The organism is Aurantimonas sp. (genome assembly GCF_964217435.1).
GTDB classification, from domain to species: Bacteria; Pseudomonadota; Alphaproteobacteria; order Rhizobiales; family Rhizobiaceae; genus Aurantimonas; species Aurantimonas coralicida.
Genome location: NZ_CAXPJM010000028.1, coordinates 1 through 13,738, shown reverse-complemented (window position 1 = coordinate 13,738; position 13,738 = coordinate 1). Strand labels below are relative to the sequence as shown.

Annotated in this window: 11 protein-coding genes and 1 tRNA gene; 8 read left to right on the top strand and 4 right to left on the bottom strand. The window is 66.5% G+C overall.

Annotation, left to right across the window (positions count from 1 at the left end; translation table 11 throughout):
• Positions 1 to 58 precede the first annotated feature (58 nt).
• From ACEQX1_RS11985 to serA, 4 genes are all read left to right on the top strand, one after another.
• The gene (locus ACEQX1_RS11985) at positions 59 to 1,030 is read left to right on the top strand and encodes an outer membrane protein (protein ID WP_024348841.1); all 972 of its coding nucleotides are present in this window, start codon (positions 59 to 61) and stop codon (positions 1,028 to 1,030) included.
• 227 nt (positions 1,031 to 1,257) lie between these two features.
• Positions 1,258 to 2,166 (top strand): outer membrane protein, encoded by a 909-nt coding sequence (locus ACEQX1_RS11980; protein WP_230785674.1) that lies wholly within the window; start codon positions 1,258 to 1,260, stop codon positions 2,164 to 2,166.
• Positions 2,167 to 2,365: 199 nt separating this feature from the next.
• Positions 2,366 to 3,541 carry a phosphoserine transaminase gene (locus tag ACEQX1_RS11975; RefSeq protein ID WP_370195262.1) on the top strand — a complete coding sequence of 392 codons (1,176 nt, stop codon included), beginning with the start codon at positions 2,366 to 2,368 and terminating at the stop codon, positions 3,539 to 3,541.
• A gap of 247 nt (positions 3,542 to 3,788) precedes the next feature.
• Positions 3,789 to 5,396, top strand: a complete 1,608-nt coding sequence (gene serA / locus ACEQX1_RS11970) for a phosphoglycerate dehydrogenase (RefSeq protein ID WP_370195261.1) — start codon at positions 3,789 to 3,791, stop codon at positions 5,394 to 5,396.
• 48 nt (positions 5,397 to 5,444) lie between these two features.
• Here the strand turns inward: serA and ACEQX1_RS11965 are convergent, their stop codons facing one another.
• Complete coding sequence (locus tag ACEQX1_RS11965; protein WP_024348837.1) at positions 5,445 to 6,356, bottom strand: DMT family transporter; 912 nt, start codon at positions 6,354 to 6,356, stop codon at positions 5,445 to 5,447.
• A gap of 227 nt (positions 6,357 to 6,583) precedes the next feature.
• Here ACEQX1_RS11965 and ACEQX1_RS11960 point away from each other — a divergent pair, with 227 nt between their 5' ends.
• Both ACEQX1_RS11960 and ACEQX1_RS11955 read left to right on the top strand, forming a co-directional pair.
• Positions 6,584 to 7,879, top strand: coding sequence for an adenylosuccinate synthase (locus ACEQX1_RS11960; protein ID WP_024348836.1), 1,296 nt, complete (start codon positions 6,584 to 6,586; stop codon positions 7,877 to 7,879).
• A 51-nt stretch (positions 7,880 to 7,930) separates the two neighbouring features.
• Positions 7,931 to 9,907: a hypothetical protein gene (locus ACEQX1_RS11955; RefSeq protein ID WP_370196003.1), complete on the top strand. Its 1,977-nt coding sequence runs from the start codon at positions 7,931 to 7,933 to the stop codon at positions 9,905 to 9,907.
• Positions 9,908 to 10,052: 145 nt separating this feature from the next.
• On the opposite strand, the gene rpoH is transcribed toward ACEQX1_RS11955, so the two are convergent.
• Both rpoH and ACEQX1_RS11945 read right to left on the bottom strand, forming a co-directional pair.
• Positions 10,053 to 10,964 (bottom strand): RNA polymerase sigma factor RpoH, encoded by a 912-nt coding sequence (gene rpoH / locus ACEQX1_RS11950; protein ID WP_009208764.1) that lies wholly within the window; start codon positions 10,962 to 10,964, stop codon positions 10,053 to 10,055.
• A 185-nt stretch (positions 10,965 to 11,149) separates the two neighbouring features.
• Complete coding sequence (locus ACEQX1_RS11945) at positions 11,150 to 12,184, bottom strand: RluA family pseudouridine synthase (RefSeq protein WP_370196001.1); 1,035 nt, start codon at positions 12,182 to 12,184, stop codon at positions 11,150 to 11,152.
• A gap of 117 nt (positions 12,185 to 12,301) precedes the next feature.
• Between ACEQX1_RS11945 and ACEQX1_RS11940 the strand changes: the two genes are divergently transcribed.
• Together ACEQX1_RS11940 and ACEQX1_RS11935 are read left to right on the top strand one after the other, a co-directional pair.
• Positions 12,302 to 12,640 (top strand): hypothetical protein, encoded by a 339-nt coding sequence (locus ACEQX1_RS11940; RefSeq protein WP_370196000.1) that lies wholly within the window; start codon positions 12,302 to 12,304, stop codon positions 12,638 to 12,640.
• Positions 12,641 to 12,710: 70 nt separating this feature from the next.
• Positions 12,711 to 12,785 (top strand) — tRNA-Glu (locus tag ACEQX1_RS11935).
• A gap of 378 nt (positions 12,786 to 13,163) precedes the next feature.
• Here the strand turns inward: ACEQX1_RS11935 and ACEQX1_RS11930 are convergent.
• Positions 13,164 to 13,738: cation:proton antiporter (locus ACEQX1_RS11930; RefSeq protein ID WP_370196864.1), on the bottom strand; the 575-nt coding region annotated here is incomplete at its 5' end.

Below are 13,738 nucleotides of genomic sequence, written 5' to 3'. Positions count from 1 at the left end.
CGTTAAGGTAACGGCGTCTGCCAATCCCGGCCGCCGGATCGAATCGGAGATGAGAGCAATGAAATCTCGCCTTTTGACGACCGTGGCATTGATCGGCGCGGTCTCATCCTTCAGCAGCTTCGCCAAGGCCGCCGACATCATCGAAGAGCAGCCCTACTTCCCGCCGCCGGCTCCGGTGATCGTGGAAGAAGTCGCCACGGGCGGGTGGTACCTGCGCGGTGACGTCGGCTACGTCTTCAAGTCCAAGACCGACGGCTATTACAACGGCTGGAACATCGATCCGGGCGTCCAGTTCGTCGACGACGTCTTCCACTACGATTCGATCGAGACGAAGGGCGCCGCCTCCTTCGGCGTCGGTGTCGGTTACCGCTTCACCGATCATCTGCGCGTCGACGCGACCGTCGATTACTTCCGGACCGATGTCGACGGCCGCAGCAACTGCAACACGCAGGTGCAGCAGAGCTACAACATCCTCGCCAATGCGGGCTGCTATTACGACGACAGCTCGAAGGTCTCGATCTGGACGGCTCTGGCCAATGCCTATGTCGATCTCGGCACCTATGGCCGCATCACGCCCTATGTCGGCGCCGGCCTCGGCTTTGCCCATGTGAAATACGACGACCAGACCAACGAGATCGTCTGCGGCTCCAACCCGAACTGCCCGGCGACCAACTATGTCGGCGTGCATGCCGGCAAGTCGAGCTGGCGCTTCGCCTCGTCGCTCAGCGCCGGTGCCAGCATCGACATCACCCACAAGCTGAAGTTCGACGCCGGTTACCGCTACACCCGGATCTCGGGCGGTGACGCCTTCGGTTACGACGAGCTCGACCGCAGCTTCGGCGCTTCCGGCGTCCAGGGCAGCGACAACGGCTTCAACATCCACGCCGTGCGCGCTGGCCTGCGCTACGAGTTCGGCGGCGGCGGCGGCGGCTTCGGCAAGGGCAAGGGCAAGGCCGTCGAGCCGATCTACGCCTCGACCCCGCTCTATGAAGAGCCGGCGCCGATCTACGAAGAGCCGATCTACAAGTAAGCCGGCCCGCAAAGGCTGCGCATGAGACGGGCCGCTGCCTTCGGGCAGCGGCCTTTTTCGTGCGGCGTTCGCGGTCGTCATCGCCGGGCGATCGTAACCTTCGTAAAGGTTTAGGGTTAAGAAACAGGGTTAATCGCGCGTTAATCTTTCTGCGGCAGGATCGGGTGAGACGAGGGGTGCGGTGCCGCACTTCTCGTGAAGCGAAGACTGCAACGGGAAGCGGCTCCATGAACCTTGCAACCAAACTGATGGCCAGTGCCGCGCTGATCGGCTTCACCATGCCGGTGGCGAGCGCCGCCGACCTTCCGCCCATCTACGAGACCCCGATCTACCAGGACGTGCCGGAAGTGCAGCCCGTCGAGATCGGCAGCGGCTGGTATCTGCGCGGCGATGTCTCCTACGATTTCCAGTCCGACGTCGACGTCAACGGCCGCGAATACCGGCCGGACTTCGCGCGCTACGGCAACGGACCGACCTATGCGCCCGGCCAGTACGATTCCTTCGGCGCCGGCCATGACGGCTTCGAGATGGACGGCGCGGCGTCCTTCGGCGTCGGCTTCGGCTACCAGTTCACCGATTATTTCCGCGGCGACCTGACCGCGCGCTACTGGTCGGCCGATATCGACGGCGGCGACCGGATCGGCTCCTGCTTCGACTACGTGACGGCGACCGGCGGCACGGCCAGCCAGGCGTCCTGCGACTCCACGACCAGCGCCAGCGCGACCGGCCTGGAACTGATGGCCAACGCCTATGCCGATCTCGGCACCTTCGTCGGCTTCACGCCGTATGTCGGCGCCGGCGCCGGTGCGGTGAAGGTCAAGTATGACGACGTCAACGTCTCGCATGGCTGCACGCTCAACGGCACGGCCTGCGCGAACAGCTTCTACAACAGCGAGGCGAGCTACGACGGCGCCACCAGCTGGCGTTTCGCCTACTCGCTGATGGCCGGTGTCTCCTACGACATCTCGCGGAACCTGAAGGTCGATCTCGGCTACCGCTTCCTCGATGTCGATGGCGGCGACGCCTACAGCTATTCGGGCGACGTCGCGGCCAACGGCCAGCTCGGCCTCAGCGCCGAGGATGACGGCTTCCAGCGCCATTCGGTCCAGGCCGCGATCCGCTATTCGCTCTGGTAGGCGAGAAGTCACAGCAAGTTCATGGAAGAACGGCGGGCGCCTTGCGGGGCCTGCCGTTCTTGCGTTCGGGGGAGGGACGTGACGGGTGACGGGCCGTCGCGCGGCCCGAATGTGCTTGACGGGTGCCGGCCGCAGGAGTAGCGCCATTCGCGGGACACGCCTCCCCAACGAGGCGCTTCTATCTGTGAGGATAGCTTTGATGGCACATACCGCGAAGCCGGACCTGCGTCCGGCCAATCCCCGTTTTTCCTCCGGCCCCTGCGCGAAACGACCCGGCTGGTCGCTCGACGCGCTCAACGATGCCGCGCTCGGTCGCTCGCATCGCGCCAAGGTCGGAAAATCCAAGCTTCAGCAGGCGATCGACGAGACCCGTGAGGTTCTCGGCGTGCCGGACGACTACCGCATCGGCATCGTGCCGGCGTCGGACACCGGCGCGGTCGAGATGGCGATGTGGTCGCTGCTCGGCGCCCGCGGCGTCGACATGCTGGCCTGGGAATCCTTCGGCGCCGGCTGGGTGACCGACACGGTCAAGCAGCTGAAGCTCGACGATGCCCGCGTCTTCGAGGCGCCCTATGGCGAGATCGTAGACTTCGCACAGGTCGATTTTGCCCGCGACGTGGTCTTCACCTGGAACGGCACGACCTCCGGCGTGCGCGTGCCCAACGGCGACGCGATCCCGGCGACCCGCGAAGGCCTGACGATCTGCGACGCCACCTCGGCGGCCTTCGCCCAGGACCTGCCCTACGACAAGCTCGATGTGGTGACCTTCTCCTGGCAGAAGGTGCTCGGCGGTGAAGCGGCGCACGGCGTCCTGATCCTGTCGCCCCGCGCCGTCGAACGGCTGGAAAGCTACAAGCCGGCCTGGCCGCTGCCGAAGATCTTCCGCATGACCAAGGGCGGCAAGCTGATCGAGGGCATCTTCAAGGGCGAGACCATCAATACGCCGTCGATGCTGTGCGTCGAGGACTATCTCGACGCGCTCGGCTGGGCGAAGTCGATCGGCGGCCTGTCGGCCCTGAAGGCACGGGCCGACGCCAATCTGGCGGTGATCGAGAGCTTCGTCGACACGCATCCCTTCCTGGCGTTCCTGGCCGCCGACAAGGCGACCCGGTCCAACACGTCGGTCTGCCTGACCTTCGCCGATCCGGCCGTGGCCAATCTCTCCGACGACGCGCAGAACGCCTTTTCCAAGGCGGTCGTGTCGCTCCTGGAGAAGGAGGGCGTTGCCCTCGACATCGGCGCCTATCGCGATGCGCCGGCGGGCCTGCGGATCTGGTGTGGCGCGACGGTCGAGACCTCAGACGTCCTGGCGCTGATGCCGTGGATCGAATGGGCCTTCGAGACCCAGAAGGCCGAGCTCGCCAAGGCAGCCTGATCCGGTCGCGGATCATTCCCTTCCCTGAAAGGGGAGGGATGTCCGCTCCGGGCTCGAAGGGCGGACGATCCGGGAAGGAGCGTCGCGCGGCAGGCCTCGTTCAGGCGCTCTCGCAACGCTCCCCCGATCCTTCGGACCGCCGTCATCCGCATCCGGTGAGGGGCGGCCGCCTCGTTCCAGTTCACAGCATTCATCGTTTTCGCGACGCCGGACCACCGCGTCGCTCATCATTCAAAGGACCATTCCCATGGCACCTCGCGTTCTCGTTTCCGACAAGCTCTCCAAGACCGCCGTCCAGGTCTTCACCGACCGCGGCGTTGAGGTCGACTACATGCCGGATCTCGGCAAGGACAAGGACAAGCTGCTCGAGATCATCGGCCAGTATGACGGCCTCGCAATCCGCTCGGCCACCAAGGCGACCGAGAAGCTGATCCAGGCGGCGACCAATCTGAAGGTCATCGGCCGCGCCGGCATCGGCGTCGACAATGTCGACATCCCGGCGGCCAGCCGGAAGGGCATCATCGTTATGAACACGCCCTTCGGCAATTCCATCACCACCGCCGAGCACGCGATCGCGATGATGTTCGCGGTCGCCCGCCAGCTTCCCGCCGCCGACGCCTCGACCCAAGCCGGCAAGTGGGAGAAGAACCGCTTCATGGGCGTCGAGATCACCGGCAAGACGCTGGGCGTGATCGGCTGCGGCAATATCGGCTCGATCGTGGCGACCCGCGGCGTCGGCCTGAAGATGCGCGTCGTCGCCTTCGACCCGTTCCTGTCGCATGAGCGCGCCGCGCAGCTCGGCATCGAGAAGGTCGAGCTCGACGAGCTGTTCAAGCGCGCCGACTTCATCAGCCTGCACACGCCGATGACCGACAAGACCAAGGGCATCATCAACGCGGCGGCGATCGCCAAGATGAAGGACGGCGTGCGCATCATCAATTGCGCCCGTGGCGGTCTCGTCGTCGAGGCCGATCTGGCCGAGGGGATCAAGTCGGGCAAGGTGGCCGGTGCCGGCGTCGACGTGTTCGAGACCGAGCCGGCGACGGATTCGGTGCTGTTCGGCTTGGAGAACGTCGTCTGCACCCCGCATCTGGGCGCCTCGACCTCGGAAGCCCAGGAGAATGTCGCGGTGCAGGTCGCCGAGCAGATGTCGGACTATCTCGTCCGTGGCGCCGTCTCCAACGCCATCAACATGCCGTCGATCACCGCCGAGGAAGCGCCGATCCTGACGCCCTTCGTCAAGCTCGCCGAGATCCTCGGCGGCTTTGCCGGGCAGGTCACCGAGGAGCCGATCACCTCGGTCGAGATCCTCTATGACGGCACGGTGGCCGGCATGAACACCAATGCGCTGACCAGCGCGGCGCTGTCGGGCCTGATCAAGAGCCAGGTGTCGGACGTCAACATGGTCTCGGCGCCGATCATGGTGAAGGAGCGCGGCATCCACGTGACGGAATCGCGCCGCGACCAGTCGGGCGTGTTCGAGACCTACATCAAGCTGACCGTGACGACGGAGACGATGACCCGTTCGGTGGCCGGCACGGTGTTCTCGGACGGCAAGCCGCGCTTCATCCAGATCAAGGGCATCAATCTCGACGCCGAGGTCGGCCAGCACATGGTCTATACGACCAACAACGACGCGCCGGGCATCATCGGCCTTCTGGGCACGACCTTCGGCGCCGCCGGGGTCAACATCGCCAACTTCCAGCTCGGCCGGAACCGTCCGGGCGGCGATGCGATCGCGCTGCTGTATCTGGATTCGCCGATGCCGGAGGACCTTCTGAAGACGGTGCTCTCCCACAAGGAGATCATCAGCGCCAAGCCGCTGCGCTTCGACGTTGCCGAAGCGACCGTCTAAAGGCCTGAGAGCAGGATCGCGGCGCCCCGTTTCTTGCGGGGCGTCGCTTTAAGCCTCGCTCGCCTTGCGGGCGCGGGCGGCGCCCCGCTCGGCGAGCATGATGCCGCCGAGGACGAAGGTGAGGGCGGCGACGTGATAGGCGTGCAGCTCCTCGCCGATGATCAGGACCGCCAGGATGGCGCCGAAGATCGGGACGAGATTGACGAAGAGATTGGCCCGGTTGGGGCCGATCAGCTCGATGCCGCGGATATAGAGCACCTGCGCCAGCAGCGACGGGAAGATGGCGGTATAGAGCGCCGCGGTCATGCCGGAGGTGTCGGGGAGTTGGGTATGGCCCATGGCCCATTCGATGCCGGCCAGCGGCACCGAGACGACGAGGGCGGATAGCGCGAGAACGAAGATCGTCGAGCGCCAGTGCAGCTTCGGCTTGAAGCGCAGCGCCACCGTGTAGCCGCCATAGATCAGCACCGCGAGCATCATCAGCGCGTCGCCGCGGTTGAGGTCGAGGGCGAGCAGCGCGGACAATTCGCCGTGAGAAGCGGTCAGGGCGACGCCGACGATGGTCAGGCTGAAGCCGATGATCTGGAACAGCGTCACGCCGGTGCGGAACAGAAGGAAGTTCGCCACGAAGACGATCAGCGGCATGGCCGACTGCTCGATGGTGACGTTGATGGCGCTGGTATAGTTCACCGCCAGATAGAAGATGGCGTTGAAGCAGGTGAAGCCGATGGCGCCGAGGGCGAAGAGGAAGGGCAGGTTGCGCCGGATCTCCGGCCATTCGCGGCGCACGTCGCCCCAGGCGAAGGGCGCGACGAACAGGCAGGCCAGCGTCCAGCGGATCAGGGTCAGGAGCATCGGCGAGACGTGGCCGACGGCCAGCTTGCCGGCGATGGCGTTGCCGGCCCAGAACAGGGCGACGGTGCCAAGGACGAGATAGGCGTTGCGGAAATAGGACGTCATGCTTCGCGTTTACGCGCGCCAGGACGATGCGCCTAGAGGGGCGGATAAAATAAGGTTCGCTGACGAGTGGCGCGGCCGGCATTTCGCGCCGCCGCGCAGCTTGCATGTCGGGCCAAATTGTCGGAAGTCCGCCGCAGGACCGCCTCGCTTCGCGCCGGGCGCTTGACTATAGTCCGCGCGCCTTCGGCAGCAGGGTGCGGGGCGAACATTCGCGAGAAGGACATATCATGGCCAATGTCGTCGTCGTCGGTTCCCAGTGGGGAGACGAGGGTAAAGGCAAGATCGTCGACTGGCTGTCGGAGCGGGCCGACGTGGTCGTGCGCTTCCAGGGCGGGCACAATGCCGGCCATACGCTGGTCGTCGACGGCGTCTCCTACAAGCTGTCGCTGCTGCCCTCGGGCGTCGTGCGCCAGGGCAAGCTGTCGGTCATCGGCAATGGCGTGGTCTTCGATCCGCATGCCTTCGTGGCCGAGAAGAACCGCCTGCAGGAGCAAGGCGTCTCGGTCAGCCCGCAGACGCTGCGGATCGCCGACAACGCGGCGCTGATCCTGTCGCTGCACCGCGAACTCGACGCCACCCGCGAAAACGCCAGCGCCGCCGGCACCAAGATCGGCACGACGGGCCGCGGCATCGGCCCGGCCTACGAGGACAAGGTCGGCCGCCGCGCCATCCGGGTGATGGACCTCGCCAACCCCGAAAGCCTGCCGGGTCGCATCGAGCGGCTGCTGGCGCATCACAACGCGCTGCGGCGCGGCCTCGGCCAGAGCGAGATCGACCCGGCGGCGATCCTCGACGAGCTGACCTCGGTGGCCGACGAGATCACCCCCTATATCGACCGGGTCTGGCGGCTGCTCGACCAGCGGCGCAAGGCCGGCGACCGGATCCTGTTCGAGGGCGCGCAGGGCACGCTGCTCGACATCGACCACGGCACCTATCCCTTCGTGACCTCGTCCAACACGGTGGCCGGGCAGGCCGCGGCCGGCTCCGGCCTCGGCCCGTCGAGCCTCGGCTTCGTGCTGGGCATCACCAAGGCCTACACGACGCGGGTCGGCGAGGGGCCGTTCCCGAGCGAGCAGGACAACGAGATCGGCCAGTTCCTGGGCGAAAAGGGCCGCGAATTCGGCACCGTGACCGGGCGCAAGCGCCGCTGCGGCTGGTTCGACGCGGTGCTGGTGCGCCAGGCTGTGGCGCTGAACGGCATCCACGGCCTCGCTTTGACCAAGCTCGACGTTCTGGACGGCCTCGACGAGATCAAGATCGTGGTCGCCTACAAGCTCGACGGCAAGACGATAGACTATCTGCCGGCAAGTCTTGCCGAGCAACAGCGCATCGAGCCGATCTTCGAGACCTTGGAAGGCTGGCGCGACACCACGGCCGGCGCACGCCGCTGGACCGATCTTCCTGCCCAGGCGATCAAGTATGTCCGGCACATCGAGGAACTGGTGGAAGCGCCTGTCACGCTTCTGTCGACCTCGCCGGAGCGCGACGACACAATACTTGTTCGCGATCCGTTTCAGGACTAGAGTCCCGGCGCCGGCGCACCAGAAATCAAGACGAGTGAGTGACTGCGATCCATGGCGGATTTGAGCGGCGTACTTCGCAAGACCATCGATGGCCTGCCACGCGCAACGCCGCAGATGCGAGCGAAGGTCTACGAGAAAGCCCGCGCGGCGATCCAGCGGCAGATCCAGGCGGCCAATCCTCCTCTTGCCGAGGAGGTCGTCGCCGCACGCCAGTCGGCGCTCGAGGACGCGATCGCGCGCACCGAGCAGCATTATCTCGACCAGGATGGCGGCGGCGGCGAGCCCGCGGCTGTGGCACCGATCGCAGCGCCGCCGGCGTTTGCGCCTGCCGATACGCCGGCAGCACCTTCCGAGGACATGTCACCGCGGTCCGATTTGCGGTCGTCCGAGCCGCCGCGGCCGCAGACGCCGCCGGCCGAGCGCCCGCGCGCGCCGCAGTCGGACAGCCGTATCGAACCCTCCTTCGACGCTGGACGCCCGGACGCGGGTAACGCTGCAGCTGCCGCCGGCGGGGCCAACACGCATTCGGCCTGGGAGCGGGAGACGCCCGCCACCCCGACGTCGTCCCCGACCAAGCCGCAGGGCGCCGGCGCCGGCACAGGCGCGGCTTCGCCGGCCAGGCCGGGACCTGCCAAGGATGCCGGGCGCAGCGATCCGCCGCCCTTCTTCCCGGTCTCGGCGGAAGAGCCCGAGGGCGGGGCCCGTCCCGCCGCCGTGGGGGCACCGTTCATCGTGCCGTCGCAGGAGAGCGGTCGCTCCGGTCCCGCCGTTGCCGGGACGGACGATGCCCATGACGACGAGGACCGGCTGCCGGCCGGCATCCGCTCCGACGACGACCTGATCCCCGCCGCCGACCTGACCGCGCCGCGCTACTCTGCGCGCCAGCGTCGCAAGTCCGGCGGCGCCGGCAATCGCGGTGCGATCACGGCCGTTGCCGCCGTGCTGATCCTCGGCGGGCTGGGAACGGCCGGCTGGATGTATCGCGAGGAAATCCAGGCGATGCTGGTCGATCCGGCCGGCCTGGATACCATCGCCACGAACAACGCCGACGGCACGCCCGCCCCGACCCCGGCGGACGAGGCCGGAACCGACGTGGCCGCGGTCGATCCAGCAGCCGAGACACCGGAGGCCGAGGGCGAGACCGCGCCGGAGACGACGACGCCGGCGCGGGAATCCACGCGCCAGTTCACCCAGCGGCTGCTGCCGGACGGCACCGAAGTCGACGAGGGCCCGGCCGAGGTCGCGCCGAACGCCTTCGACGAGGGCACGAACATCGCCGCCGCCTCGCCGGTGGAGACGCCGGACCTGTCGGGCAATCCGACCATTGCCAGCGAGATCGGCGAGAACCCGGAAGTCGTCGGTGCGCCAGCGGAGACGCCGGCCGAGACCGCGGCTGAGACGCCCGATGCCGCGCCGACCGAGGACGCGGCCGCCGGGGAGACCGAGGTCGCGGCCGTCGATCCGTCCGAGGACGGGGTGGGCGTTGCGCAGGACGCGGTGTTCTACCAGGAGCGCACCGAGACGGTTCCGGGCACGCAGGAAAGCGGCGACGTCGTCTGGTCGGTGGTCAACGAGTCGCCGACGGAAGGGCAGCCGCCCGAGCCGGCGATCCGGGCCGAAGCCGAGATCCCGGACGAAAACCTGAAGATGACCATGACCATCCGGCGCAATGCGGACCCGACGCTGCCGGCGAGCCATGTCATCGAGCTGCTGTTCACGACGCCGGAAAACTTCGCCGGGGGCAGTGTCGCCAACGTCCAGCGGCTGGCCCTGAAGCCGTCCGAGCAGGCGCGCGGCGAGCCGCTGATCGGGGTGGCCGGCAAGATCTCCGACGGCTTCTTCATCATCGCCCTGAACAATCTCGAACAGGCGATGCAGAACAACATGGCGCTCTTGCAGAACGAGCAGTGGATCGACATTCCGATCGCCTATGCCTCGGGCCGTCGGGCGCTGATGTCGATCGAGAAGGGCGTGCCGGGCGACCGGGTGTTCAAGGAAGCGATCGAGGCCTGGAAGGCCAAGACCTGACGGTTTGGATCGCCGTGCCTGACCGCCGCTGGTCCTTAGTGGGACGGTTGCGGACGGCGGCGCCGTTCTAAGCATGCATCATGCGAAAAGGGCCGGCCCGCGGATTGCGGACCGGCCCTTTCTTCATATCGGCCGTGGCCTCGGATCAGGCGGCCGGCTGCTCGACCGTCCGCAGCGCCCGGTTGGTCGCGTCGGCGGTGTCGCGTACCGCCTTCTGGACCTTCTCGAAGGCGCGCACCTCGATCTGGCGCACGCGCTCGCGGCTGATCTCGAACTCGCCGGAGAGCGTCTCCAGCGTCAGCGGATCCTCGGCCAGGCGTCGTGCCTCGAAGATCCGGCGCTCGCGGTCGTTGAGCACGCCCATGGCCTGCTGCAGCATGCCGCGGCGCTGGTCGAGCTCGTCGTTGCGCGCGAGCAGGTCTTCCTGCGTCTCGCTGTCGTCGACCAGCCAGTCCTGCCACTCGCCGGATTCGCCCTCGGTGGCGCGCAGCGGCGCGTTGAGCGAGGCGTCGCCGGACAGGCGGCGGTTCATCGACACGACTTCCTCGTCGGACACGCCGAGATTGGTGGCGATCTGAGAGACCTGGTCGGGGCGCAGATCGCCCTCGTCCAGCGCCTGGATGCGACTCTTCATCTTGCGAAGATTGAAGAACAGCCGCTTCTGGTTCGCCGTGGTGCCCATCTTGACGAGGCTCCAGGACCGCAGGATGTATTCCTGGATCGAGGCCTTGATCCACCACATGGCATAGGTGGCCAGACGGAAGCCGCGCTCCGGATCGAAGCGCTTGACGGCCTGCATCAGGCCGACATTGCCTTCCGATACGACTTCGCCGATCGGCAGGCCGTAGCCGCGATAGCCCATGGCAATCTTGGCGACGAGCCGCAGATGGCTGGTGACGAGCCTGTGCGCAGCGTCGCGGTCGTCATGTTCCGCGTAACGCTTCGCCAGCATGTATTCTTCCTGCGGCTCCAGCATCGGGAACCGCCTGATCTCTTCCAGGTACCGGCTGAGGCCGGCTTCGCCCGAGGAGATGCTCGGGAGATTGGCTTGGGCCATATGTGCGCCCTCCATCGTTGCAGACGACCGCTTTTCGCGAAAGCCGGTCGGTGTGCGGGCCGCCTGCGCCTGCCCGCACCTTTCAGATATGGGGATTACCCCGGCCGATTGCACGGCAAAATCATGGGATCAGCGCGCTGAACGATCTGTTCGCGAACGCTCACCAATGGCCTCGGCAACGGGTCTTACCCAGTAGAAATCCCGAAGGCGGCGCACAGTTCCACCATATCGGCCGGCAAATCCGCCTGGAACGCCAGATCCTCGCCGGTGACCGGGTGGACGAAGCCGAGGCGGAAGGCGTGCAGGGCCTGGCGGTCGAAGCGCTCGACGACATGGCGGGCATCGTCCTCCAGCCGCCGCGACTTGCTGCGGAAGCCGGCGCCATAGACGTCGTCGCCGACGAGCGGATGGCCGATATGCGACATGTGCACGCGGATCTGGTGGGTGCGGCCGGTTTCCAGCACGCATTCGACCAGCGACGCAATGCCGTCGTCCAGCGTCGAGGCCTTGACCAGGTTGAAGCGGGTGACGGCATGGCGGGCGTCGGCGCGGTCGGCGGCGACCACGGCGCGCTTGACGCGGTCGGTGGTGGAGCGGCCGAGCGCCGCGTCGATCGTGCCGCTGGGCCGCAGCGGGACACCCCAGACCAGCGCCAGATAGGCGCGCGACAGGCGGCCGTCGCGGCCATGGGCGGCGAACTGGTCGGCAAGGCCCTGGTGGGCCGCGTCGGACTTGGCGACGACCAGCAGGCCGCTGGTGTCCTTGTCGAGGCGGTGGACGATGCCCGGCCGCTTGACGCCGCCGACGCCGGAGAGGCTGTCGCCGCAATGGTGGATCAGCGCGTTGACCAGCGTGCCGGTCCAGTTGCCCGGACCCGGATGGACGACGAGGCCGGCCGGCTTGTCGATCACGACGAGGTGTTCGTCCTCGAAGACGATGGTCAGCGGGATCGGCTCGGGCAGGGGCTCGGGATCGGATGGCGGCGGAATGTCGACGGCGACGATCTCGCCGGCGGCCAGCTTGCGCTTGCCGACGGTCACGGTGACGTCGTCGACGGTGACCTGGCCGTCGGCGATCAGGGCCTGGGCGCGGCTGCGCGATAGCGCGCCGTCGCTGGCGGCGGCGACGAAGGCGTCGAGCCGGATGCCGGCCCGGTCGTCCTCGACCAGAAAGCGGCTTGTGTCGGCGGCTTGCGGCCCTGTAGGAGCGATGTCGACCATCACAGTGCCCGATCCGCTGGAGTGACAGGCATTTTGATCCCTCTCAATGCGGTGTCCCGTCCCGAAACCAGATGCATCCTTCGGGACGATGCTGCCGCCAGACCGACCGGACGCGCCATGAGCATCGAGGACAATGACGACACCGAAAAGCCGCTCGACCCGGCGACCGAACGGCTCCGGCGCAAGATGGTGCGGCTGTTGGTGGTCTCGATCGGGATCATGACGATCGGGCTTATGGCCGTGCTGGCGGCCATTGTCTACCGCACCATGGGCGGGCCGGGGCCGCTGGAGGGCATCGAGACGACCATCGCGCTGCCGGCCGGCAGCGAGGTGCTGGAAAGCTCGCTCGACGGCAAGCAGGCGCTCCTGCGGGTGCGCAACGGGGCCGAGGTGTCGCTGTACCTGGTGTCGCTCACCGACGGCAGCGTCACGGCCCGCTACGCGCTGCCGCAATAGTTCGCAGAATTTGCCCGATGCCCCCCTTGCATCGGGCAAATCGCCCGGTTATATCCTCGCTCACCAGCAAGCGCCCATCGTCTAGCGGTTAGGACGGCGCCCTCTCACGGCGCAAACAGGGGTTCGATTCCCCTTGGGCGTACCACTTGTCTCACGACACATAGTTTGCTGATTTCCCCCCAAAGAACGCATTTATTCCCGAGTACGAGAGATTCTCGCGTTTTCCGCGAGGACTTTGGAGCTTCGCCTAGGTCTGATCGCTGCTGTCTCGTGATGTCGGCGACTGCTGTTTCGTAGTTCCAACCCGAATGCCTGATTATGGGCTTCTCGGATTAGTTGCCTCAACCGGGCGATTCGCAGCTCTTGTCCCGATTCCCGTCGTCAAAGCTGATTCGGAGGAACGGGGAATTCGAAGACGGGCGATAGGGGCGGAGTAATAGCCCGAGATCGCCACTTGGTCTGATGCACTTCGTCCGTGGGCAGTTCTGCCTCCAGCGGCAATCGCGTTGCCAGCAGGCGTTCATCAGGGGCCGGTTCGACTTTGACGTCCCCCACCGTCGACATATTCGCGATCCAGCACCTCGACAGTCGCCGTCGCTGTAAGGCCATGAAAGACTGTCGAAGCGAAGATAGTGAACGCGACAAGTGCCCAGAGCGGCCCTTCATCGACAAACTCAACGTGCGTGGACGCATACGCCAAGTAATAGAGCGACCCAATGCCGCGCACGCCATAGATCGCGACCACGGCTTTCGCCCTCAGGCTCAGAGGAGTCCCGATGAGGCCGAGCATTCCGGTCGCGGGCCTGATCGCCAGAATCAGGCCAAACCCGATTACGGTGTGGCTCCAGTCAAGGTGAGGCCAAAGCGACGGCATGACGCTGCCGAGGAGCACTAGCAGAATAGCGGTGATGGCATGTTCTATCGAACTCGCGAAGGCATGTAGCTGCTTGTGGAACTGATGCCGCGCCTCAGCCCGCCGGCACACGACGCCGGCAATGAACGCCGCGATAAATCCATAGCCTTCGGCAAGTTCCACGACCCCGTAAGCAAGGAACACCCCGGCAAGAGCGAGCACCCCGGGGCCCGAGGGAGCGATCG